This window comes from Mycolicibacterium aurum (genome assembly GCF_900637195.1).
GTDB classification, from domain to species: domain Bacteria; phylum Actinomycetota; class Actinomycetes; order Mycobacteriales; family Mycobacteriaceae; genus Mycobacterium; species Mycobacterium aurum.
Genome location: NZ_LR134356.1, coordinates 436,346 through 460,159, shown reverse-complemented (window position 1 = coordinate 460,159; position 23,814 = coordinate 436,346). Strand labels below are relative to the sequence as shown.

Here is a 23,814-nt window from a genome sequence, read left to right as displayed (position 1 = left end):
TCTGCCGGTCAGAACGGTGTACGGTCCAGCCAGCTGTCCCACACGGCGGTGTCGCCGAACACCTCAAGGCCGGCCTGCTCGGCCGTCTTGCGCCGCAACGTGGCCAGCAGCAGGGCGTTGACGGGTCCTCGCAGCGCCACGTCGCCCTTGGCATGGCTGTGCGACCAGCCCAGTCCGTCGTCATCGTGGGTGATGGTCCACTCGCCGGTGGGGCCCAGCTGCTCCTCGGTGGCGTGCAAGTGGAGTGACCGGCCGTGATCCAGCGCGGGTGCGTGCCGCCTGTCGATGGTGGCGATCTCGATCCACTCGCTGAGGCTGTCCCCGGCGAGTTCGACGGGCAGTTCCAGATCCTGACCGAGCGCCAGCGCCGCGTCGACGCGGTGCACGGCGGTTTCGTGCACACGTCGGCGCAGCCACCACCCGGCCGGCCTGGGCCCGACGAAGGTCCACACGCGTTCCGAACCGACCCGGTCGACCCCGTTGATGACCAGCTGGGCACCCCCGATCAGCCAGTCGATCGCGGCGTCGGGATCCTCGGGGGGCCGGCCGTCGCGGACGTCGCGCGGATCCAGCGGCTGGCTCCGATGCTCGCTGATGATCTGTGCCGCCCAACGGTTTCCGCGCCCGACGTGGCGGAACAACTGTTTGAGCGTCCAGTCTCCGCACGTGGGTACCGGCGTCGCCGGGTCTGCCGACCGGATCAGGTCACCGAAGGCTCGAGTCTGCTCGAGCAAAGTTGCTCGGAAGTCCACCCCTACGAACCTAGCGCGGCGCGCGCCTTTCCAAGGGTGATCGGCAAGGTTGACCATCCCCGCAACACCCTGGTGTCGCGGCGGCTGCCACCACCTGCCAGCCGAGCCGCCGGGAAGCGCTCGAAGAACGTCCGCAGCCCCACCTCGCCCTCGGCGCGAGCCAGCGCGGCGCCCAGGCAGAAGTGCCTGCCGCCCGAGAAGGACAGGTGCCTGCCTGCGTTGTCCCGCTCGATGTCGAAGCGGTGCGGATCGGTGAACACCTTGGGGTCACGGTTGGCGCCCGCCAGGTGGATGATCACCAGCTCGCCCCGCTGGACCGGGGTTCCGGCGATCTCGACGTCGTTGCGTGCGAAGCGGGCACTCATCTGCACCGGTGAATCCAGCCGCAGGATCTCCTCGACCGTGGTGGGCCACAACTCGGGCCGGGCGGCCAACGTGTCCAGGTGTTCGGGGGTGTCCAGCAGCATCCGGATGCCGTTGCCCAGCAGGTTCACCGTGGTCTCGAAGCCCGCCGCCAGTACCAGCCCGGCCGTGGCCTGCAGCTCGCGGTCCGTCAGCCGGGCGTCTTCGTCGGAGGCCTGGCTGGCGAGGATGAGCTGGCTCATCAGGTCGTCACCCGGGTTGCGCCGCAGTTCGTCGAGGTGCCCGCCCAGCCAGCGGTTGAAGCCGACGAGGCCCTGGTGCACCTGCAGGTACTGCTTCCAGGACAGGCCGATGTCCAGGCTGGGTGCGCCGAGTTCGCCGAAGTGCAGGATGTGCTGGCGGTCGCGCTCGGGCACCCCGAGGATGTCGCTGATGACGGCGACCGGCAGCTGGGAGCAGTACCGCTCGACGACGTCGACGACGCCGGACTCCCCTTCGAGATCGTCGAGGAGCTGGTCAGCGGTCTGCTGCACGCGATCGCGCAGCGCGGCGACGGCGCGCGCGGTGAACACCGAGGACACCAGCTTGCGGCAGCGGGTGTGGTCGGGCGGCTCGATCGACAGCAGCGACGGCGGTTCGATCGGATGCAACAGGCCGGGATGGGTTTTGCGGTTGATCCACTGCAACGGTGCGGGCAGCCCGCCCCCCAGCGAGGTCACCCGGAAATCGTCGGAGCGCAGGATCTCGCCGGCCGCCTGGTGGTCGACGGTCAGCAGCACCGCGCGGCACCGGATCACGGGGTCGCCACCACGCATCTCGTCGGCGAAGCGCGCGGGGTCGTCGCGCACGCTGGGATCGGCGATCAGGCGGGCCTGAGGGTCTTTCCCCCGTCTTGCACCGATCGTGGACAGCGCGCGAATCACTCCGTGCAGCGCGAGCCACCGGATCCGTTGTCGCAGAATCTCAGCCGCCATACCTACACCTTAAGCAGCGGCCGGAGGTCGTCCAGCCGATCGAAGAGGTGCCAGATGTAGGACGACGAGCCGTTCTCCCGATGGGCGTGCAGTTCGGCCAGCTCAGGGTCGTTGCGGTAGCTGTTGAAGGCGTCCTCGGACTCCCACTCGACCACGATCAGCACCGAGCGCGGTGTGACGTCACCGGTGACCGCTTCGCGGAACTGGCCGAGCGCGACGACGCGGCCGCCGTGCTTGGCCACCTCCGCCGGTGAGCGCTTCGAGTAGGCCAGGTACTCCTCGCGGTCGGCGATGTCGAACAGGTTCAGCGCGTAGACACCCATGCTGCGACGTTACGCGGCCGGCGGCGCTCCACTGGCGCGGCCCAGCGCGAAGACCCGCCAGCCGGCCCGCTGCCAGCGGCTGCTGTCGAGGCAATTGCGGCCGTCGACAACTACTTTCGCGCGCACAGTGGCGGCCAGCACCGTGGGATCCAGCTCGACGAACTCACTCCATTCCGTGAGCACCAGCACCGCGTCGGCCCGGTCACACGCCTCCGCGACCGACGTCGAGTAGTTCAGGGTGGGAAACAGGCGCCGCGAGTTCTCCATGGCCTTCGGGTCGTACACGTTGACCGTCGCTCCGTTGAGTTGCAGCAGGCCCGCGACGTTGAGCGCAGGCGAGTCCCGCACGTCATCGGACTCGGGCTTGAACGCCGCCCCCAGGACGGCCACGTTGGCGCCCAGCAGCGATCCACCGCACGCCCTGGTGGCCAGTTCCACCATCCGGGTGCGGCGGCGCATGTTGATGCTGTCGACCTCGCGCAGGAACGTCAGCGCATGGTTGGCGCCGAGCTCGCCGGCGCGCGCCATGAACGCGCGGATGTCCTTGGGGAGGCAGCCGCCGCCGAAACCGAGACCGGCGTTGAGGAATCGCCGGCCGATCCGGGCGTCGTGACCCAGCGCGTCGGCCAGCATGGTGACGTCGGCGTCGGCGGCTTCACACACTTCCGAGATCGCGTTGATGAACGAGATCTTGGTCGCCAGGAACGCGTTCGCCGAGACTTTCACCAGCTCGGCGGTCTGCAGATCGGTCAGCAGGAACTGCACCCCGGCGGCCAGCAGCGGTGCGTACAGCGCGCGGACAGCCTCCTCGGCCAGGGTCGAATCCCGTTGCACGCCAAGGACGATGCGGTCCGGATGCAGGGTGTCCTGGATGGCCAATCCTTCGCGCAGAAACTCCGGGTTCCAGGCGATCTCGACGGTGACGCCGTCGGGGGCCAGGGCGGCGGCGCGGGTGCCGAGTTCGGCGGCGGTGCCCACCGGCACCGTGGACTTGCCGACGATCACCGCGGGACGGCGCAGCTTCGGCACCAGCGTGTCGATCACGGCGTAGACGTGGCGCAGGTCGGCGCCGTATTCACCCTTCTTCTGCGGTGTCCCGACGCCGAGGAAGTGCACATCGGCGAACTCGGCGGCCTCGGCGTAGTCGGTGGTGAAGCGCAGTCGGCCCGCATCGATGTTGCGCTGCAGCATCTCTCGGAGTCCCGGCTCGTAGAACGGGACCTCGCCGCCGGACAGTTTCGCGATCTTGCCTGCGTCGATGTCGACGCCGACGACGTCGTGGCCGAGCTCGGCCATGCCCGCGGCGTGTGTCGCGCCGAGGTAGCCCGTCCCGAATACTGTGCATCGCATACCGCCTCTATAGGCAGCCGCGATGAGCTAACCGCTACGCGACACCAAGCGCCAGACCAACAGCAGGTGACGAGCGTTATCCGCGGCCTGCGCCGGGGGCGCAGAAGACCAGGAAACAACCGTCGCCGTTGATGTCGCCAGGCACTCGGCTGCCCGAGCCACCCCGCGAGGATCCGCTGTCACCCCGGCTGCTGCCCGACCCCGAACCCGAGCCCGATCCTGATCCGGAGCTGCCCGACCCGATGCTGGGCCACTGCGGCTGCTGCGGCACCTGCGGAACCTGAGGCACTTGCGGAACCTGGGGCACCTGCGGCCGGGTGGGTTGCACGGTCTGCGTCGGCAGGGTCGGCGTCGACGAGTCGTCGTCGTCCCAGGGCGGCTGCCACGGGTTCTGCGGCGTGCTGGGCTCGTCGGGCTCGTCCGGCTCAGGCCGCTGGTTGGGCCACGTCCAGGCGGGCCGAGGCGGCGTCCACTGCGGCCGCGGCAACACGATCACCGGCGGCGGCACGACGACCGGCGCGACCACCGGTGGTGGCGCCACCGGGGCCGGGGCGGGCGCCGGAGCGGCGGGAGGCGGGGCCGGAGCGGGTGCCGCGGGTGCCGGCGCGGGCTGCTCGACGAAGACCGTGCGCGGCGCCTGCTGCGGCGCCTGCTGGACGACGGGCACGGGCGGCTTGATGGTGTCGGCCGTCGGCGGGTCCGACGGTATGACGGCGGCTTCCTGGCGTGCCGGAGCCGGGTCGGGCGCCGGCACCTGGACGCTGGGCACGATCGCGCTCTGCGCCGGACTCGGCCGCTGATCGGCGGTGGGCCGGATGCTGATCGCGAGCGAGATGACGAGCGCAACTACTCCGACGACGAACAACGACGTCAACGCACTGCCCACGAGCAGGAACGGCTTGCGCTCCTCGTCGACCGGACGCATCTCGGTCGGCGCGAACTCGTCGACGACGTCGTCGGCGGAGGCCGGCGCCAGCTGCGTGTCCACGCCGGCCAGGCCTGCGTAGACCGAGCCGGCCGTGGTGCCGTCGGGGTCCTGCGAGTAGGCCAGCCCGACGGTGGTGGCCTCGAAGGTGGGGGCGGCGGCGGACGCCAACGCGGCACCCCTGGCCAGTGCCAGGGCGGCGTCGTCAGGTGCGTTGACCGGAAGCGACACCAGATGTTCGAGGTGGTCCTTCACCGAGCTGATGTCGACCCCGGCGCCGACGACGAAGATGCCCTGCGGCGGCGCATCCTGCGCCGCGACCGCCTCGGCCATCTCGGTGAGCACCGCCATCGCGTCGCTGCTGTGCAGCGTGCGGCTGAGCACCTTGACCACCGAACCGTCGTCGGTACGCACGACCGAGAGCGTCGCGGTGTCCCGGTCGACGAACAGCAGGGCGGTGGTGTCGTAGCCGACTGCACGCCCCACGGCCTGGGCCAGCGACGCCGCGGCGTGTCCTTCCGAGACGAGCATGACGTCATCGATTCCGTGGGCGGCCAGCGCGTCCCGCAGCGCGGTGGCCTCCGCGTGATCACTCCACGTGACACCGATCGACTTGAGGTGGTGCCCTCCGGTCTCGGCGCTCTCCTTGGTGCCCTGCACCGCGGCGACAACGTGGTCTGCGACGTTTGCTGAACCCTCGGCGGCGGTGACGTCGAAAACGTCGTGGTCGACGGTTACCCCGTCGGCCTTCACGCCTTCGACCAGCACCATGCGCACCGTCGTAGGTGTCATAGACACACCTAGTACGATGTCCACTGACCCCTCCAATAACGTTTGCTGCAGCTTTGCGGTCGGCACTGGTCAAATGCGCTCGGCGAGCCGACAACTAGTACTTCATCGGCACTGACAGCTCTGGCGTTACATCCGAGGCTGTTAGCTACGGCGACTGAAGACCTGGCCGGAACGCGCGGCACGAAGACCGGTGGCGCCGGTCGTTATGACATTACTCGGGCATGCTGGGTCGCGGCTGTGACGTTTCTCGGTCAGATGGACTTGAGGAAGTTCTGGTAGGACTTCGACGGCGTCGGACCGCGCTGGCCCTGATACTTCGAGCCGACCTCGGAGCTGCCGTAGGGATGCTCGGCGGGGCTGGTCAGACGCAGCAGGCATAGCTGCCCGATCTTCATCCCCGGCCACAGAGTGATGGGCAGGTTCGCGACGTTGGACAGCTCCAGCGTGATGTGCCCGGTGAAGCCGGGGTCGATGAAGCCGGCCGTGGAATGGGTGAGCAGGCCGAGCCTGCCCAGCGATGACTTGCCCTCGAGCCGGCCGGCCAGGTCGTCGGGCAGGGTGCACCGCTCCAGCGTCGCCCCGAGCACGAATTCACCCGGGTGCAGCACGAACGGTTCGCCCTCCTTGGGCTCCACGAGGGAGGTCAGGTCGTCCTGCCGTTCCGACGGGTCGATGTGCGTGTAGCGGGTGTTGTTGAACACCCGGAACAGGTTGTCGAGGCGGACGTCGACGCTCGACGGCTGGATCAGACTGTCGTCGAACGGGTCGACGCCGAGCCTGCCCGAGTTGATCTCGGCCCTGATGTCGCGATCGGAGAGCAGCACGGCACGAGAGTATCCGCCGACACCGTGCACGGGGCAGGTGGCGGGTGCCAGGCCCCGCCGGTCCCCGACCGCTACTCGCCGGAGTCGCTGCCGTCGGACTTGTCGGCCTTCGCTGATGCGTCCGACTTATCCGCCTTCTCCGACTTCTCCGCCGCCTCCTGCTTGTCAGCCTTCTCTTGCTTGTCGGCTTTCGTGGCGCTCGCGCCACGGACCTTCGTCCCGCTCTCGGCCTTCTCCGCCTCAGCAGACGTGTCGGCGTCCTTCGGAGCCTCGGCCTCAGCGGTGCCGTCGGCTGTGTCGGTCACCTCGTCGGACACCGGCGTCACCTCGGCGGTGGCCTCCTCGGCCGTGGATTCGGCGCTCTCGTCGCCGGCGTCGACGACGTCGGGCACGTCCGCCACCTCGTCAGCCGCCAGCGTTGCCGCGGTGTCGGTCTCACTCTGCAGCGCGGTCTCGCCGGCTTCGGGCTCCGTCTCCTCGGTAACACTGCGGTCCAACGGGTACTGCCCCCACGGGGTGAGCAGGCCGGGAGCGGCGATGCGCTCCCCGCCGGCCTCGCCGGTCAGCAGCGTGCTGATGTCGCCGTAGCCGCCGTTGAGGAATCCGTCGATGACGGTGAACGGTGAGCGCAGGATGGCCAGCCACTGCCCCGGCGAGTCGCCCGCCATGCCCGCGTTGTAGATCTCCTGGTGCACTGCTCCGGTCGCACCGATCGCGCTGATGATCGGGCCGATCAGCCGCGCGAACGCGTATTCGACTGCCTGCGGCAGGTTTTCCCGGATCTCGTCGCCGCGCGACGGGAACGTCTGAGCGAGGACCTCGGCGACGGCATCCGTGAACGGACCGACCACAAGGGGTGCGATCGGTGTGAACACCGCGGCGGCGATCAGGGAGTGGTTCAGCGGCAGCAGATCGGGATCGGCCCACTGGGCGCCGACCTGGCGGAACAGTGCCGGCATCTGGTTACTGAACGCACCGAAGCTCTCCCCGAGGGCGGCCGTCGCCCCTGCCACCAGGATCTCCAGGGAGTTGACCAGCGCGACGTACTCCACCTCGGTGGTCATGACCCGCGGAGCGATAGGTTCCACGTAGGTAACCGCCGCGCGGGGGGTGGCGTGGTCGCTGGGAAGAACCGGGAGGGTCGAGAAAGCGATGGCGCCGGCGCCGGCGAAGGCAATCCCTGCCGTGACGGATCGACGAAACACTGTGTGCGCCATGACTACTCGACTCCTGTGAAGTTGCTGGGAAGCGGACCTCAGCGCAGCGTAGTTGACCACAAAGTTAAAATGGGGCCTACGTCCGGGCGTGGGTAGTTGCCCCGATCGGGCGCTGGTCACAGGTGCTGCTAGTCTCACTAGCCACACCGCCGATGTAGTTCAATGGCAGAACATCAGCTTCCCAAGCTGAATACGCGGGTTCGATTCCCGTCATCGGCTCCACGTTGACCACCCGCTGATGTCGATTCGGCGACATGATGGCCACAACCTGGCGTCGCGCCGTCTGACCTGCCTGTTTCGTGACAATCGGGCATTAGGTTGCTGATCACCATGTCTAGCATTCTGCGCACCCTGGCCATCGCCGTCGCCGCGCCCGCGATCGCGGGCGTCGCGCTCGCCGGCATCGCGCACGCGGACCCACCGCTTCTCAACGGCTCCTACATCGAGGCCGACGGCGACCCCCTCAACGTCTGGACGATCTCGACCAGTTGCGCCCCGGCCGGGTGTACCGGCACGGTCTCCAGCAACACGGGGTGGACCAGTCCCACCACGTTCACCGGCGGTCGCTGGGTCTTCACGGTCTCGAAGCCGGGCGGCCTCACCTGCGACAACGGGACCTATGCTCCCGCGGTCACGTCGATGTCGGTCGACCCGGTGACCCTCGCAGGCGTGCTGTCCTCGGACTCCAACTTCGGCTGCGATGGCGGAACTGTCACCACTGCCCCGTTCCAGCTGCGCCAGGTCGGCTGACTCGCCCCACCGGGCGCCCCGGCTACCGGGATGCGAGAGCCAGCACCTCGTCGAAACCCGCTACCAGACAGTCGAAGAACACCTCGTAGTCGGGGATGGCACCGGTGTCCACGTCGATCCCCAACGTGCACACGTCCACATAGGTGAACAACGTGACGTTGACCGCCGCACCGACCGTCGGGCCGAAGGCATACTGCGTCTTCACCCGGGCACCGCCCAGACACACCGGGACGGGAAGGCCCGGCACGTCGCTGCACAGGAAATCGACGTGGCGCAGGATCGAGCCGATGTACCACCGCGGCATCATGTTCAGGGCGCCGGCGATCCACTGCGTGTAGGGCAGTGATTTCTCGCCCCGCACGCTGTGGGTCCTGTCGTGGATCTCGCCGATCCGCTGCCCGGGGTCGGCAATCCCCACCGGAATGTCGAACCGCATCAGCGTGATTCGGTTTCCCCCCAGCTCGTCGTGGTCGGTTCGCAAACTGATCGGCATCGTCAGGTGTAAATCTCCCACCGCTGCGCCGTGGTATTCGTGGTAGCGCCGCAGGCCCCCCGCCACACCCGCCACGAACGCGTCGTTCAACGCCCCGCCGCCTTTGTGCGCGGCGGCCCGAAGCGCCGCGAACGGAACCTCGTGAACGCCGAGACGACGGATCAGGCTGCGCTTGGCCATCAGCGTCGAGCCGGCGCGGTTGACCGGACGCACGGTCCGGTAGACCGACGCGGCCGTCTCCGCGGCCGACGACAGGGTGTCCACCGGCCGCAGAATCGCGTTGGAGACCACCTTGGGTACGAACTTCACCGCGCCCGAGACCGCGCCGCCGATCACGCCCGCGTCGTATTTCGCGGTGTCCCGGTAGCCACTCATCCACCGGGGCAGTGAAATCCCCTGTACCGCAGCGTTATCCAGATCGGGAGGTTCTGACAGTTCGAAGAGGATCATCCCGATTTGCACGCCCCCGACACCGTCGGTCAGCGCGTGATGGAACTTGAGCACCATCGCGGCGCCGCCGTCGTCGAGACCCTCGATCAACGTCGCCGTCCACAGAGGCCGGGCCCGGTCGAAATCCTCCATCGCCGCGACACGCGCCATCTCGAGCACCGTGTCGACGGTGCCCGGCTGCGGCGCGGTGACCCTGCGCATGTGAAAGTCGAGATCGAAATCCGGGGCCTCCTCCCACCGCGGCGGGGCGGGTGGCGGGGACGAGACCACCCTCTGCCGAATCATGGGCACGGCGCGCGAGAGGACATCGAACCGCTCCCGCACCTGAGCCCAGTCCGGTGCCCGGTCCAGCAGGATCACCGTCACCACCGTGGAGCGCAGGCGCGGGTCGCTTTCCATGCTCCAGGTGAAAGCGTCACTGTTGCTGAGGAACTTGGTCATCGCCCTCTACCTTCTCAGCGCCACGTCATGTGTAGAGGTGCTCGATGACATCGGCGGACTTCGCCATGATCACGTTGCGCTTTGCCTTGAGGCTGGGCGTGAGATCACCTGTTGCGATGGATAATTCGCGATCGATGATAGCGAACTTCCTGATCCGCTCCCAGCGATTCAACTGCTCGTTGAGCGTGTCGACGTATCCGTCGATCAGTTTGCGGGTGGAGTCGTGCCGGGCCACCTCGACGAAAGATCGCCCCGCAAGGCCATTCTCGGCTGCCCAGTGCATGATGGCGTCGCCATCCAGGCCCACCAGTGCCACGCAGTAGGGGCGCGCCGCACCCACCACGATCATCTCACTGGCGTATGGACAGATCGCCTTGAAGGACGCCGAGATCGCCGTCGGCGCCACGTACTTTCCCTGCGAGGTCTTGAACAAGTCCTTCTTGCGGTCGGTGATGCGCAGGAATCCGTCATCGTCGATCGAACCGATGTCACCGGTCCGGAGCCAGCCGTCCTTGTCGAGCGCCTCGGCGGTCGCTTCGGGCAGATCGTGATAGCCGGTCATCACTCCCGGGCTCCGCACCAAGATCTCGCCGTCGTCGGCGATCATGACCTCGGTACCGAGGAAGGGCAGCCCGACCGTCCCGAAGCGGTACGCGTCGGGGCGGTTGATGAACGACGCCGCCGCCGTCTCGGTGAGGCCGTAACCCTCGAGCATGGGAATGCCGATGGCGTCGAACCACCGCGCGATGTCGCGATCCAGCGGTGCGGCGGCCGAGACGAAGAACCGCAGCCGACCGCCGAAGCGATTCCGGATCGACTGGAACACCAGCCGGTCGGCGATCGCGTGCTGGACCGACAGCAGCGGCGACAGACGTCTGCCGGCTTCCCTGGCCTCCGACGCCCTGATCCCCACGCCGATCGCCCAGTCGAAAACGGTCTTCTTCAGCCCACCTTCTTCCGCCACGGTGGCCTGGATGCGGGCGTGCGCCTTCTCGAAGATGCGCGGCGCGGCCGCCATGAACGTCGGGTGCACCACCGCCAGGTTGGCGACGATCCGGTCGACGTGACCGTCGATCGCCGTCGGATAGCCGACGATCAGCGGCAGTGCCAGCATGACCTTGCCGAAGGCATGCGCCAACGGCAGCCACAGGTAGTTCAGATCGTCGGGCCCGAGGATGTGGAGTGCGTCGATGGCCGACGCGGTGTACGTCCACGCTCGGTGGGTAAGCCGGACACCCTTCGGACGGCCGGTGGTCCCGGAGGTGTAGATGATGCTCGCGAGGCTGTCCGGCCGGATCGCGGCGACGCGCTTGTCGATGACGTCGGGAGTCTCGCTCAGCAGCTGCTGACCCCGGATCTCCAGCTGTGCCAACGTGATCACGAAGTCGCCGTCGCCCACCCCGTCGATGATCACGACGTGTTCCACTTCGGGCAGATCGGCCCGGTGCGCGAGCACCTTGTCCACCTGTGCCTGGTCCTCGGCGAAGACCACCCGGCTCCCGGAGTTGGCGATGATGAACGCGATGTCCGTGGCATTCGTCGTCGGGTACAGCGTGGTGGTGGCGGCCCCGGCGCACAATATCGCGAAGTCGACCAGGACCCACTCGTAGCGGGTCGACGACGCCAGCGCGACCCGCTCCTCGGGTTCGATGCCCAGCGCGACCAGCCCGGCCGATAGGCGGACGGCGCGGTCGCCGGTCTGCTGCCACGTGACGCTCTGCCAGCCGCCGTCGCCGGGGAATCGGAACGCCTCGGCGCGCGGCGTGGCGGCGACCCTGTCGAGGAACAAGCGTGCGACCGAGGGCACCCGCTCGGCGACCCAGGCCACATCGTCGAAAGGTCTACCGCGGGTGTCGGGCGCGGTCCCCCGGCCGCCCATCACGGTTCCCGTGGTTGCGCCGGTGTTGTGCCCCATGGCGGCCTCCTCCGTGGGCTGCCGCCATCACGGTCGATCCACGGCGACGACCCGACTCCCATCGTGCGGGGTTTCACCGTCGACGGGAACGGCCACTGGGCCCTTCCACCAGGGCCGAACGGCCCTGTCCACCGCGCGGTGTCGCCCGCGCAGGGGAGTGCTAGCTGGCGAAGACGCGGATCCAGTCGACGCGCATCTCGGCGGGATACGTGCCTGCGGCCGGTTCACGGCCGCCGGACCCGCCGACGGCGATGTTGAACACCGGGACCATCGTGAATCCCGGATCGTTGAACGGCCAGTCCTGCAGCGAGTTGGCGGGCACGGTGAAGAACGGCTCCATCCCCGGCTGGTAGTCCTTCCAGAAGTACAAGCCGGTGGGCAGCCAGGTCATGCGCCAGGTGTGCCACGCGCTGTCGACGGGGTGGCGGTCGGTCGCGAAGGACGTGCCGTCCAACCGCGCGTGCACCGTCGTTCCCGACGGCCAGTCGTTGTTGCCGTACCACTCCACCAGGTCGACTTCGCCGCCACGGACCGGATTGTCGTTGACCAGCCAGAACGCCGGCCATGCCCCGTCGGTCAGGCAGTCCAGCTTGACTCGGGCCTCCCACGTCGTGCCCATCCCGCCACGCCACAGGCCCATGATCTTCGCGCCGGCGTACTTCTCCTGGATGTTGGCGCCCTCGCCCCGGGTGGCGCGGATGACCAGGTTGCCGCTGCCGTCCTGGAACACGTGCTCCTGGTCGGTGACGTAGCGGCCCATGTTGAAGGGCTTGTCCCACTCGTTGGGGTTCCGAATCGTCTCGCGGGCAGGCACGATGAACCATCGGCCGGGGTCGGGCGGCGAACCCGCCGGACCGTTGAACTCGTCCTGGAACAGCATCAGCGGGCCGGTCTCCGCGGCCACCGGCGGCGGTTCGACGGGCGCCGGGGGCGGCTGGGCATGAGCGGTGCCGAGCGGGGTCGCGACCGCGGCCACCCCCAGCCCCATCATGAACATGGCACTACGGCGATCCATCTCAGGCACAGCAGCACCATAATCGACGGCGCGACGCCTCACCGGTAAATCACCGTCCCACCCCGGCGCCGTGTCCTGCGCGCCAAAGATCGACGGGTGGACCATCTTCAGTGCCGAAGATTGCGAATTACTTTGCACTGCAATCACATTGACTCACATGCGGAGATCTGCCGGCTCACCCCGGGCTACGCAGTCCGTCCGTTGCTTGACCCTCCCCCTGGGGGAAACCTCACTGTGGCGGTATGACAACGCACAACACCGACAGCACCACCACGTCGACGTGCTCCAGCGCCTGGCCGGGAACTTCCCCGTCGCAGTGGCCGACCTGCATTACAGGTTTACCCTGGACAGCGACCTGATCAGGCGACTCGTGATCGAGCCCTGACCAATGACGACGACAAAGAAGACGACGAAGAACCGGTTCATCGCCGGTGGCACAGCCGGACTGTTGACAAATCCGCCGTACCGATATGCAATATATCGCAAGCTGTGAGGGGTGCGGGAGGCATGGCGGAACTGTTCGGTCGGCGCATCGAGCTCGAGCGGATCGCGCGCTTCCTCGCCAGGGCGCAACTCACCGGGGACACCCGGCTGGTCCGCGGCGAACCCGGCGTCGGCAAATCCGCCCTGCTCGCCGCGGCGGCAGACCAGGCCCAGGCGGCCGGCATGCAGGTGCTGCGTGCGTCGGGATCGGAGTTCGAGGCCGACGTCACCTACTCCGGGCTCAACCAGCTGCTGCTCCCGCTGCGCGACGAGCTGAGCCGTCTTCCACCCGGCATGCAGGGCGCCCTGTCGGTTGCGCTCGGATTCGGCCCCGGCCCGCCGCCCGGTGAACTGCTCGTCTGCAATGCCGCCCTGTCCCTCGTCGTCGCGGCCGCCGAGCAGAACCCTCTGTTGATACTGATCGACGATCTCCAGTGGCTCGACCGCGCCAGCACGGTCGTGTTCGGATTCATCGCCCGACGGGTGGCGGGTCATCGGATCGGGCTTGTCATGTCGTGCCGGACCGGCGCCGACTGCTTCATCGACCGGCGGGGCTTGACCGAGCAGCTCGTCGGGCCGATCGACCAGGGGGCGGCAGAGCAACTGGTCGACGAGCACTACCCTCACCTGTCGCCGGGGACGCGCCAACGGGTGCTCGACCTGGCCCGGGGAAACCCGCTGGCGCTGGTGGAGCTTCCTGACACGTTGACCGGACCGGCGACGCTGACCGTCGACCAGCCCGACGTCGTACCGCTCAGCGATCGGCTGCACGAGATGTTCGCCGCCCGCATCGCGGCCCTACCCGAGCCCACCCGTCAACTGCTGCTGGTCACCGCGTTCGACAGCGGCGGCGACGTTCGCGTCCTGCGTAACGTGGCCGGTGAGCAGCCCGGCCTGAGCGACCTCGCTCCGGCCGAGCGGGCGCAACTGGTGCACGTCGACGACGGCGCCTCCCGAATCACGTTCCGGCACCCGCTGATTCGATCGACCATCGTCGCCATGTCCACTCATGAGGAACGGCGCCACGCCCACCTGGTGCTGGCCGATTCACTGCACGGCGACCCGGAACGGCAAGCGTGGCATCTTGCTTCTGCCGCGGTCGGACCGGACGAGGCGGCGGCCGTGCTGCTCGACCGAGTGGCGCGCCGGACCATGCTCCGCGGCGACGGTCTCGGCGCTGTGTCGGCGCTCGTCCGCGCAGCCGAACTGAGCACGACCACCGCGGGCCGGGGACGCAGGCTCGCCGAGGCCGCCTACATCGGGGCCGAATCCGGCGGCAACCTCAGCGAGATCGTCGACCCGGAAAGCCTTCTGGCACAGGCCAGACGAGCAGGCACGGACTCCAGCGGATCGCTACATGCGGCGAATGCCGCGACGTTCCTGATGCTCAACGCCAACGGGGACGTCGATACCGCACACCGACTCCTCGTGGGCGCCATCGAAACCACCGACCACGGCTACCGAGCCGACGACACCGCGTTGATCGAAGCGATGCATACGCTGCTGCTCCTGTCCTGGTACGCCTGCACCCCTGCCCACTGGGAACCGTTCTACCGCGCGTTGCGGAAGCTGACCCCCGAGCCGCCAGACATCCTGGCGCTGGCCAGCAAGACCTTCGTCGACCCGGTGCGCACCGGTGCCGCAGCAGCACCCGAGCTGGAGCGCATCCTCGCCACACTTGCGGGTGAGGACGACCCGTCGAGAATCATCCGCGTCGGCGCGGCGTCGGTGTACCTGGACCGTCTGGCAGACACGCGCGAAGCACACTGGCGGGTGGTGCATCGAAGCCGAGACGGCGGTGCCGCCCGCAGGCATATCGGCGCGCTGATGCACCTGTGCCTGGACGGCTACCTCAGCGGACGATGGGATGAGTCCGAAGAACTCGCCCACGAAGGACAGCAACTCGGTGGGACAACCGGTTTCACCTTCTTCTCGTGGTACTTCCTGTACAACCGGGCGTTGATCGCGGCCGGCCGCGGACGCGCCGACGAGGCGTTCTCGCTGGCCGACGAGATGACCTACTGGGCCAAACCCCGCGGTGTCGCCAGTGTTGTCCTCTACGCCCACCATCCCCGCGCGCTCGCCGCGTCGGCCACGGGTGACTTCGACGCCGCATTCCGCCACGCCTCTGCGTTGAGCCCGGCCGGCGTCCTGACTCCCTATGTCCCGCTGTGCACCTGGGTGATGTTCGACCTCGTGGAGGCAGCGCTGCGCACCGGACGCGACGAGGATGCCCGAGCGCATCTGCACGCCATGCGGGAGGCCGATGTCGCCGCGCTGTCGCCGCGGATGGAGTTGATCCAGCGCGCGGTGGAGGCACTGGTCCTCGGCGAGGGGGAAGCGGATGCCCGGCTGGAAAGCCTGCTCGCCTCCCCCACCTCCGACCGATGGTTGTTCGAGGCGTGCCGCATCCGCCTTGCCTTCGCCGAAGCGCTTCGGCGCCGCAAGACCCCGCTTTCGGCGCAGCGGCACCTCATCGACGCCCGTGAGGGCTTCGCCGCGATCGGCGCCCAACCGTGGCTGGCGCGTACGGATCAGGAGTTGCGAGCCAAGGGATTCCGGCCGGCGAGCGAGCCGCCGGGCGCCACCCCACCGTTGACGGCACAGGAGCTGCAGATCGCGCACCTGGCCGCCAGCGGGATGACCAACCGGCAGATCGGCGAGCGGCTGTACCTGTCACACCGCACCGTGGGCGCGCACCTGTACCGCGTCTTCCCCAAGCTGGGTGTGACGTCGCGCGCCGGGCTCCGGGACGCGCTGTCGGCGCACCCGGGCCTGGACGTCCCGGTCAGCCGAACGCCCCCGCATACGCGTTGAGTGCCGGCTGCCCGCCCAGGTGGGCGTAGAGCACCGTCGACTGCGGTCCGATCTCACCACTGCGGACCAGGTCGATGAGCCCGGCCATCGACTTCCCCTCGTACACAGGGTCGATGATCATCCCCTCCAGGCCGGCGGTCAGCCGGATCGCATCGATGGTGGACTGCACCGGAATGCCGTACAGGTCGCCGGCCCAGCCCTCCAGAACGGTGATCTCGTCATCGCCTAGTGCCCGTCCGAGACCGATGAGCTCGGCGGTGTGCGCGGCGATGCGGGCCACCTGCTCCCGCGTCTTGTCGATGGTCGCGGAGGCGTCGATGCCGAGGACGCGACGCGGCCGCTCCTGGCCGGCGAACCCGGCGATCATCCCGGCGTGCGTCGAGCCGGTGACCGTGCAGACGACGATGGTGTCGAAGAAGATGTCGAGCTCCTGCTCCTGGCGCTGCACCTCATAGGCCCAGTTGGCGAATCCCAGTCCGCCGAGCGGGTGTTCGGACGCGCCCGCCGGGATCCCGTAGGGCACGCCCCCGGCCGCGCGGACGTCCTCGAGCGCGGTCTCCCAGGAGTCCTTGATGCCGATTCCGAATCCGGCGGGGTCCAGCCGCACGTCCGCGCCCATGATCCGGGACAACAGGATGTTGCCGACCTTGTCGTTGACGACGTCAGGCCAATCCACCCACCGCTCCTGCACGAGACGGGCCTTCATCCCGAGCCGGGCCGCCACCGCCGCCACCTGGCGGGTGTGGTTGGACTGATAGCCACCGATCGAGACCAGGGTGTCGGCACCCTTGGCCAGTGCATCGGGCACGATGTACTCCAGTTTGCGCATCTTGTTGCCGCCGTAGGCGAGCCCCGAGTTGCAGTCCTCGCGCTTGGCCCAGATCTGGGCGCCGCCCAGGTGGTCGCTCAGGCGCTGCAGCGGGTGGACGGGGCTGGGCCCGAACAGCAACGGGTACCGCTCGAAGTCGGCAAGGTGCATGATCTTCCTTCCATGGGTGGTCCACAGCGGCCGGGTCGGCAAGGTTGACGACGGGTCGAGGCCCGCCGCACGGGCTCGACGGTGCATGATGAGGTATGCCGGTTCCCGTTGCCAGTACCGCCGAGGGGCGGCAGTTGCTGCGCGACAGCGTGTTTGTGCGGATCCGCGATGCCATCATCGACGGGACGCTGGAACCGGGTGAGCGCCTGGTCGACGGCGAGCTCAGCGGCTGGCTCGGGGTGAGCCGAACCCCGATCAGGGAGGCCTTGGCCCGCCTCGACGCGGCCGGTCTGGTCGAGACCAAGCCCGGCCGTTACACGATCGTCAGCCCGATCGATCCTCGCACCCTGGCCGACGCGCAGCAGGTGACGGCGGCGATGAACGAGCTTGCCGTGCGCACGGCGGTTCCGCTGCTCACCGAGGACGATCTGACCGGGATGCGCACCGCCAACCAGACTTTCGCAGAGGCGTTGCGTGCAGGAGATGTCGCCGCCGCCGTGGCGGCAGACGACGCATTCCACCGAATTCCTGTCGACCGGGCGGGGAACGCGGCAATCCGGACGGTGCTCGACCAGTACACACCGGTACTTAGGCGGGTCGAGCGCATCCGGTTCGCCTCGCTGCGTGGCCGCGACTCGGTCGCCCAGCACGCCCGCATCATCGCGTTCGCCGAGGCCGGTGACGCGGAGGCCGCCGCGGCCGAAACCCGGAAGAACTGGCTGACCCTGGACGCGTACGCCACCGAAGGCTGACCGGCTGATCGTGACTCGGTCTGCGGCACAACGACTTCGAACAATACTGTGCCCCATGCCGACCCTTCCGTCATCGACGCGTCCCGCGACGGGAGACGAGCCATCCAGGCCTGCTGCCGATAAGCGATATGCAATATATCGCAAGCAGTCGTCGTAGGGCAAGCCGAACCGGGGTAATTACGTCGAACGACTGCACCGGCCCCCTCCAGTACCGGTCGTATTCGTAGTCGGATGACTGATTCCCCGCGGCGTCGCGCAGGCCAGAGTGGACTGTGCGGACCGATGACGGCGTCCGCGCCACCGTCCCGGCACCGAAACACGAGGCAGTCCAGTGAAACCCACCATCGTGCTCGTCCACGGCGCCTTCGCCGAGTCCGCGAGCTGGAACGGTGTCATCCGCTGCCTGCACACCACCGGCCACCGCGTCATCGCCGCGGCCAACCCGCTGCGCACCCTGACCACCGACGCCGCCACTGTCGCAGACCTGCTGGCCGGCATCCAGGGGCCGATCGTGCTGGTGGGTCACTCCTACGGCGGCGCCGTCATCACCAACGCGGCCCGCGGCAACACCGGTGTCAAAGCACTGGTCTATGTCGCCGCCATTGCACCCGACAAAGGCGAGAGTGCCCCCGATCTGCTGGGTAAGTACCCCGGCGCCACGCTGGGCGAGCACGTCTACCAGGTGCCGCTCGCCGACGGTACCGCTGACGCCTACGTGCATCAGAACGCCTACCACCAGCACGTCTGTGCCGACCTGAGCGCCGAGCAGGCCGCACTGGACGCCGCAACGCAGCGCCCTTTCAACACCGCGGCGTTCAACGAGGGTTCGGGCGAACCCGCATGGAAGACGGTTCCGTCCTGGTTCATCTATCCCGAACTCGACCTCGCCATCCCGGCGCAGACCTTCCGCTTCATGGCCGAGCGTGCCGAGGCCCGTGCCACGGTGGAGGTTCCCGGCGCCTCGCACGCACTCCCGGCCTCGCAGCCCGAGGTCGTTGCTGAGTTCATCCTCCAGGCCGCGGCCGACGTCTGAAGCCCTGCTGTACCCCATTAAAAGCTAAGGAAAACAATGAGATTCACCTCTGTACTCTTCACCATCACGGTCGGCGCCACACTGGCCACCCTCTCCGGCTGCGGCGGCGCGGCCGCCGAGCAGGCCCCGTCGGAACAGCCCACTCCGGAGGGCAGGCCCACCGTTGTCCTGGTTCACGGGGCGTTCGCCGACTCCTCCAGCTGGAACGGGGTGATCGAGAGCCTCACGCGCGACGGCTACCCGGTGATCGCCGCGGCGAACCCGCTGCGCGGACTGCACAGCGACGCCGAGTACGTCGAGAGCGTCATCAGCAGCGTGCCTGGCCCAGTCGTGCTGGCGGGCCACTCGTACGGCGGTCCGGTGATGAGTGAGGCCGCGGTCGGGCACCCGAATGTCAAGGCGCTGGTGTACATCGCCAGCTTCATCCTGGAGCCGGGTGAGACCACCTCAGAGCTGGCTGGCAAGTTCCCCGGCGGTGAGCTGGGCCCGGCGCTGAACACCGTGCCGTTCCCACTTCCCAACGGTGACACGGGAAATGACCTGTACATCAAGCAGGACGAGTTCCGCAGGGTCTTCGCCGCCGACGTGGCGCCGGAGGTCACCGAGCTGATGGCAGCGACCCAGCGACCCATCACCGAGGCCGCCCTGAACGAACCGGCCACCGAGTCCGCGTGGAAGAGCATCCCCTCCTGGAACATGGTGACCACCGCAGACCTCGCGGTCCCCGCCGAGTCCATGCGCTTCATGGGGGAACGGGCGAAATCGACGACGGTGGAGATCGACGCCTCGCACGCCGTCACCGTCTCTCACCCCGACGCCGTCGCCGATCTGATCGGCGAAGCGGCGCGCGCCACCGTCGCATGAGCATCGCCGCTGCGGGTCGTCGGTGGCGAGGATCGACCGGACCTCGGCCAGCGGTACGTCGAGTTGCCGGTGCTGGTGCGTGGACCTGCGCGGTCAGGATCTGCTCGGGTCCGTGATACCGGTGGCCCGAGAACGGGTCGACGGCGGAGGGCTCACGAAGCCCGGGCCTCGTGGTAGCGCCGCAACGTCCGCACGCTGAGGTGCGTCACCGTGGCGAACTCCCCGATGGTCGGCTTCGGCGAACGCATGCCTCCACCTCCTGCTCCCGCGGGAGAGCAGCCACTTCCACTACGCAACAGATAGCGCCGCGCTGTGTCGACAGCCTCTGCGCTGTCGCTTATTCCGAGGAGAAATCCCAGTGCAGTCGCCCGTCGATCAGGACATCACCGCCGTCGCCACGGCGCGGTGGGCCACCGCTCACGATGCGCGGTTGTCGGAGATCATGCAGGCGTTGGTGCGACACCTGCATGGCTTCGCCCGCGAGGTCCGGCTCACCGAGCCCGAGTGGGCCGCCGCGATGACGTGGCTCGCCCGCACCGGACAGATCAGCGACGCCAAGCGTGCGGAGTTCATCCTCGCTTCCGACGTGCTGGGACTGTCCATGCTCGTCGTCGAGATGAACCACGACCGTGACCCGGGAGCCACCCCGGCCACGGTCCTGGGGCCGTTCCACATCGAGGGCTCACCCGCGCTGCCCTACGGCGCCGACATGGCCGACGGGATCGGCGGGATACCGCTGTACATCACCGGTGTGGTTCGCGACATCTCCGGCAGGTCCGTCGACGGGGCGGTGCTCGACGTGTGGCAGGCCGACGCGCACGGCATCTACGAGGGTCAACTCGACGCGGAGGAGACCCGGCTGCGCGCGAAGTACACCTCGCAGCCCGGTGGGGCCTACTGCGTGCGGACGATCGCACCGCTGGGCTACTCGATTCCGATGGACGGCCCTGTCGGCGAGCTGATCTCGCGCACCGACATCAGCCACTACCGCCCGGCGCACATTCATTTCCTCATCACGGCTCCCGGCTGCCAGCCGCTGGTCACCCATCTGTTCGAGGAGGGCGCACCGTACCTCGACTCAGACGTGGTGTTCAGCACCAAGTCCGACCTGGTGGTCGAGTTCGAACGGCACCCACCAGGTCCCACCCCCGACGGGGGGTCCTCCGACGCGCCCTGGCTGCGGGCGCACTACGACTTCGTGCTGCAGCAGGCAGCCACACATTGATCCGAGCAACGAAAGAGATTCAGAAGATGATGCGTTTCAGCGAGTACGACTACGTGGTGATCGGCGCCGGATCGGCGGGGAGCGTGATCGCCGCACGGCTGTCCGAGGACCCGAGCGTCCAGGTGCTGCTGCTCGAGTCCGGACCACCCGACACCAGACCCGAGATCTCCGCACCACCGGCATGGCCGGCGTTGTGGGGCACCGAGGTCGACTACTCCTACGACACCGTGCCACAGCCGGGCACCGCGGGCTTCGCCCACAACTGGCCGCGCGGGCACACACTCGGAGGCAGCGGCAGCATCAACGCGATGGTGCACCTGCGGGGGCACCAGAGCGATTTCGATGGCTGGGCCAAGTCCGGTTGTGTCGGTTGGGATTACGAGTCGGTTCTGCCCTACTTCCGGCGCATGGAGACGGTCCGGGGCGGGGATCCGCGCTACCGTGGCACCGACGGCCCGATGTCTCCCGCGCCCGCTGCGCCCGAAGTGGCCAATCCACTATCCCAGGTGTTCATCGACGCCGCCGTCGCCGCGGGTTTCCCGCAGACCGACGACTTCAACGGCGCCGAGACCGAGGGCGTCGGCTGGCACGATCTCGCGATCACGGGAGGGACCCGGCAGAGCACTGCCGCTGCCTATCTGCACCCCGCGCGCGACAGGGCGAATCTGACCGTCATGACGGACTCCCGCGCGCACAGACTGCGATTTGTGGGGAACCACTGTGTCGGAGTTGATTTCGTACAGGGCGGGCGTGACCTGACGGCCTATGCCGAAGCCGAGGTGGTGATCAGTGCCGGCGCGGTGGACTCACCACGTCTGCTGCTGCTGTCGGGCATCGGCCCCGCCGCAGAACTGCACGCCGCGGGTGTCGGTGTCATCCACGACCTGCCCGGAGTGGGCCGTAACCTGCACGACCATCCGCTGTGCGGGGTCGTCTACGAGGCGACGCACCCCATTCCGGCCGCGCAGACCAACCACGCCGAATCGTCGCTGCTGTGGCGCAGCGACGCCGCACTGGCCGGCCCGGACATGCAGTTGATGTTCATCCACGTGCCGTTTCACCCGCCGCACCTGACCGCTCCGCCGAACAGCTACACGCTGGCGGTGGCCATGGTTCCGGATGCGCGCGGTTCGATCCGGCTGGCCGGGCCGAATCCGTCCACACCGCCACTGATCGATCCGAACTATCTCGGCGTGGAGTCGGACATACGCCGAATGATCCACGGAGTCAGAGTGGCTCGCGAGATCGCCGCCACCGAGGCGTTCGCGCCCTGGCGCGGTCGCGAAGTGCTCCCCGGACCCGATGCCAGCGACGAGGCGGCGCTGCGCGACTTCGTCGCTCGCGGTACCGGCACCTACTACCACCCCGTCGGCACGTGTGCGATGGGCACCGGAGAGGACGCAGTGGTGGGACCGGATCTGCGGGTGCACGGACTGACCGGCCTGCGAGTGGCCGACGCATCGGTGATGCCCAGGATCATGCCGGTGAACACCAATGCCGCAACGATCATGATCGGAGAGAAGGCGGCCGACCTGATCCGCTGATCACCCCCGCCCACGCTCCTGTCAACTGCTCTCGTGGGCAGGATGCGCGGGCGGCCCGGTGATGGCGCAGTGGGTGCAGTTCTCCACCGCGATCCTGCCCTCACCGCGCGCCGGCTCCCGGCGGCGAAGGCCGACAGCCGCCAATACCGCAGCGCCGCACATCAACACCGACGAGATGATGACGGCGGTGTGGAACCCCGCATCGAAGGCGGCGGGATCGGCGTAGTCGGCGCCGCTGATGCCGGCCAACCCCGGCAGGACGGCCACCGCCAACAAGCCACCTGCCCGCGCCACCGCGTTGTTCACCCCCGACGCGGAACCGGCCATGTTCTCCGGCGCGGAGTCCAGCATCGTCGAGGTCAGCGGAGCCACGACCAGGACCATGCCTGCGCCGAACACGAGCGCCGCGGGGGCGACGTCGAGGATCCACGATGCGTCCGGGCCGATCCGCAACATCAGGAGCAGCCCCGCCGCCGCGATCAACGGACCGACCGTCATCGGCACCCGCGGTCCGATCCGGCTCGACAACGCTCCGGCGCGCGAGGAGAACACCAGCATGACGGCCGTGAAGGGCAGCAGTGCCGTGCCGGCCGCCACCGGGCTGAACCCGGACACGGTCTGCAGCTGCAGGACCAACAGCAGGAACACCGCGCCCAGCGCACCGTAGATCAACAGTGTGATGACGTTGGACACTCGGAAGTTGTTGTTGGAAAACAGCTTCGGAGCCACCAGGGGATGCGTGGAGCGGCGTTCCACCAGAACGAAGATCGCCAGTGTGAGCACACCGACACCGACGGACACCAGGGCAGCCGGGGCGGGTCCATGATTGCCCAGCTCCGTGAGGCCGTAGGTCAGCAATCCCAGACCGGCCGCGGCCAGCGCGGCGCCCGCGAGGTCGAGCCGCCGTGGCGAGGCCAGATCGCGGCTTTCGGGCACCCGCAGCATGGCCACCACCACCACGACCGCAGCCAGCGGGACATTGATGAGAAACACAGCGCGCCAATTCCATTCGACCAGAAAACCGCCGAGGAACGGTCCGATGGCGGCGGCGATGCCACCGAGACCCGACCATGCACCCACCGCTGCTGCCCGGTCGGTGCCGTGGAATGACGCCGATATCAGTGCCAGACTGCCCGGGGTCAACAGCGCACCGCCGACACCCTGCAGGGCGCGCGCCGCGATCAGGACCTCGACGTTGGGCGCGAATCCGCATGCGATCGATGCGAGCGCGAACCAGATGACACCGATGAGGAACACCCGACGCCGCCCGAACTGATCGCCCAGAGACCCGCCGAGCAGGATCAGCGACGCCAAGGTGAGGGTGTAGGCGTTGACCACCCACTGCAGGCCGCCGAATCCCGCGCCGAGATCAGCACCAATGTGCGGCAACGCCACGTTGACCACCGTGCCGTCGATCATCACCAGGCCAGACCCCAGCACCGTGGCCAGCAGGACCCAGCGCCCGGCGGCCGTGCCCATCTCCACCCCGGTCACCCAGTCACCCTAGTCGGCGCACCTGCGGGTACCCGCCCG

Annotated in this window: 20 protein-coding genes and 1 tRNA gene; 8 read left to right on the top strand and 13 right to left on the bottom strand. The window is 68.3% G+C overall.

Features of this window, described 5'->3' with window-relative positions; genetic code table 11:
• Positions 1-8: 8 nt before the first annotated feature.
• From EL337_RS02165 to EL337_RS02135, 7 genes are all read right to left on the bottom strand, one after another.
• On the bottom strand, positions 9-752 hold the full coding sequence (locus tag EL337_RS02165; protein WP_048632436.1) for a maleylpyruvate isomerase family mycothiol-dependent enzyme: 744 nt from the start codon (positions 750-752) through the stop codon (positions 9-11).
• A 2-nt stretch (positions 753-754) separates the two neighbouring features.
• Entirely contained in the window at positions 755-2,089 is a 1,335-nt protein-coding gene (locus tag EL337_RS02160; RefSeq protein WP_048632437.1) for a cytochrome P450, read from the bottom strand.
• A gap of 2 nt (positions 2,090-2,091) precedes the next feature.
• Positions 2,092-2,412: a DUF1330 domain-containing protein gene (locus tag EL337_RS02155; RefSeq protein ID WP_048632438.1), complete on the bottom strand. Its 321-nt coding sequence runs from the start codon at positions 2,410-2,412 to the stop codon at positions 2,092-2,094.
• 9 nt (positions 2,413-2,421) lie between these two features.
• Complete coding sequence (locus EL337_RS02150; RefSeq protein WP_048632439.1) at positions 2,422-3,762, bottom strand: UDP-glucose dehydrogenase family protein; 1,341 nt, start codon at positions 3,760-3,762, stop codon at positions 2,422-2,424.
• A 76-nt stretch (positions 3,763-3,838) separates the two neighbouring features.
• Positions 3,839-5,503 (bottom strand): DUF7159 family protein, encoded by a 1,665-nt coding sequence (locus EL337_RS02145; RefSeq protein WP_048632440.1) that lies wholly within the window; start codon positions 5,501-5,503, stop codon positions 3,839-3,841.
• Between the two features lie 227 nt (positions 5,504-5,730).
• Positions 5,731-6,303 (bottom strand): dCTP deaminase, encoded by a 573-nt coding sequence (gene dcd, locus EL337_RS02140; protein ID WP_048632606.1) that lies wholly within the window; start codon positions 6,301-6,303, stop codon positions 5,731-5,733.
• Positions 6,304-6,374: 71 nt separating this feature from the next.
• Entirely contained in the window at positions 6,375-7,391 is a 1,017-nt protein-coding gene (locus EL337_RS02135) for a prolipoprotein diacylglyceryl transferase (RefSeq protein WP_048632441.1), read from the bottom strand.
• Positions 7,392-7,668: 277 nt separating this feature from the next.
• Between EL337_RS02135 and EL337_RS02130 the strand changes: the two genes are divergently transcribed.
• Positions 7,669-7,742 (top strand) — tRNA-Gly (locus EL337_RS02130).
• 108 nt (positions 7,743-7,850) lie between these two features.
• Positions 7,851-8,270, top strand: a complete 420-nt coding sequence (locus EL337_RS02125) for a hypothetical protein (protein WP_048632607.1) — start codon at positions 7,851-7,853, stop codon at positions 8,268-8,270.
• A gap of 22 nt (positions 8,271-8,292) precedes the next feature.
• Here the strand turns inward: EL337_RS02125 and EL337_RS02120 are convergent, their stop codons facing one another.
• The 3 genes from EL337_RS02120 to EL337_RS02110 form a co-directional block, all read right to left on the bottom strand.
• Positions 8,293-9,654: a wax ester/triacylglycerol synthase domain-containing protein gene (locus EL337_RS02120; RefSeq protein WP_048632442.1), complete on the bottom strand. Its 1,362-nt coding sequence runs from the start codon at positions 9,652-9,654 to the stop codon at positions 8,293-8,295.
• A gap of 25 nt (positions 9,655-9,679) precedes the next feature.
• Positions 9,680-11,533 (bottom strand): AMP-dependent synthetase/ligase, encoded by a 1,854-nt coding sequence (locus tag EL337_RS02115; protein WP_048632608.1) that lies wholly within the window; start codon positions 11,531-11,533, stop codon positions 9,680-9,682.
• 196 nt (positions 11,534-11,729) lie between these two features.
• Positions 11,730-12,584 carry a glycoside hydrolase family 16 protein gene (locus EL337_RS02110; protein ID WP_048632443.1) on the bottom strand — a complete coding sequence of 285 codons (855 nt, stop codon included), beginning with the start codon at positions 12,582-12,584 and terminating at the stop codon, positions 11,730-11,732.
• A gap of 507 nt (positions 12,585-13,091) precedes the next feature.
• On the opposite strand from EL337_RS02110, the gene EL337_RS02100 reads away from it, so the two are divergent.
• Complete coding sequence (locus tag EL337_RS02100; RefSeq protein ID WP_048632444.1) at positions 13,092-15,884, top strand: AAA family ATPase; 2,793 nt, start codon at positions 13,092-13,094, stop codon at positions 15,882-15,884.
• Here EL337_RS02100 and EL337_RS02095 read toward each other — a convergent pair.
• Complete coding sequence (locus EL337_RS02095; RefSeq protein ID WP_048632445.1) at positions 15,856-16,863, bottom strand: 1-aminocyclopropane-1-carboxylate deaminase; 1,008 nt, start codon at positions 16,861-16,863, stop codon at positions 15,856-15,858. The two genes, EL337_RS02100 and EL337_RS02095, sit on opposite strands and share 29 nt — an antisense overlap.
• Positions 16,864-16,958: 95 nt before the next feature.
• On the opposite strand from EL337_RS02095, the gene EL337_RS02090 reads away from it, so the two are divergent.
• The 3 genes from EL337_RS02090 (at position 16,959) to EL337_RS02080 (ending at position 19,512) form a co-directional block, all read left to right on the top strand.
• Positions 16,959-17,615 carry a GntR family transcriptional regulator gene (locus EL337_RS02090; RefSeq protein ID WP_048632446.1) on the top strand — a complete coding sequence of 219 codons (657 nt, stop codon included), beginning with the start codon at positions 16,959-16,961 and terminating at the stop codon, positions 17,613-17,615.
• Between the two features lie 331 nt (positions 17,616-17,946).
• Positions 17,947-18,648 carry an alpha/beta fold hydrolase gene (locus EL337_RS02085; RefSeq protein WP_048632447.1) on the top strand — a complete coding sequence of 234 codons (702 nt, stop codon included), beginning with the start codon at positions 17,947-17,949 and terminating at the stop codon, positions 18,646-18,648.
• A 36-nt stretch (positions 18,649-18,684) separates the two neighbouring features.
• Entirely contained in the window at positions 18,685-19,512 is an 828-nt protein-coding gene (locus EL337_RS02080; protein ID WP_083443070.1) for an alpha/beta fold hydrolase, read from the top strand.
• Between the two features lie 152 nt (positions 19,513-19,664).
• Here the strand turns inward: EL337_RS02080 and EL337_RS29220 are convergent, their stop codons facing one another.
• Positions 19,665-19,760, bottom strand: coding sequence for a MerR family DNA-binding transcriptional regulator (locus tag EL337_RS29220; RefSeq protein WP_327405944.1), 96 nt, complete (start codon positions 19,758-19,760; stop codon positions 19,665-19,667).
• A gap of 110 nt (positions 19,761-19,870) precedes the next feature.
• On the opposite strand from EL337_RS29220, the gene EL337_RS02070 reads away from it, so the two are divergent.
• Both EL337_RS02070 and EL337_RS02065 read left to right on the top strand, forming a co-directional pair.
• Positions 19,871-20,737: a dioxygenase family protein gene (locus tag EL337_RS02070; RefSeq protein ID WP_048632448.1), complete on the top strand. Its 867-nt coding sequence runs from the start codon at positions 19,871-19,873 to the stop codon at positions 20,735-20,737.
• Positions 20,738-20,763: 26 nt separating this feature from the next.
• Positions 20,764-22,281: a GMC family oxidoreductase gene (locus tag EL337_RS02065; RefSeq protein WP_197724170.1), complete on the top strand. Its 1,518-nt coding sequence runs from the start codon at positions 20,764-20,766 to the stop codon at positions 22,279-22,281.
• Between the two features lie 21 nt (positions 22,282-22,302).
• Here EL337_RS02065 and EL337_RS02060 read toward each other — a convergent pair whose 3' ends face one another.
• Positions 22,303-23,775 carry an MFS transporter gene (locus tag EL337_RS02060; RefSeq protein WP_048632449.1) on the bottom strand — a complete coding sequence of 491 codons (1,473 nt, stop codon included), beginning with the start codon at positions 23,773-23,775 and terminating at the stop codon, positions 22,303-22,305.
• Between the last annotated feature and the right edge of the window lie 39 nt (positions 23,776-23,814).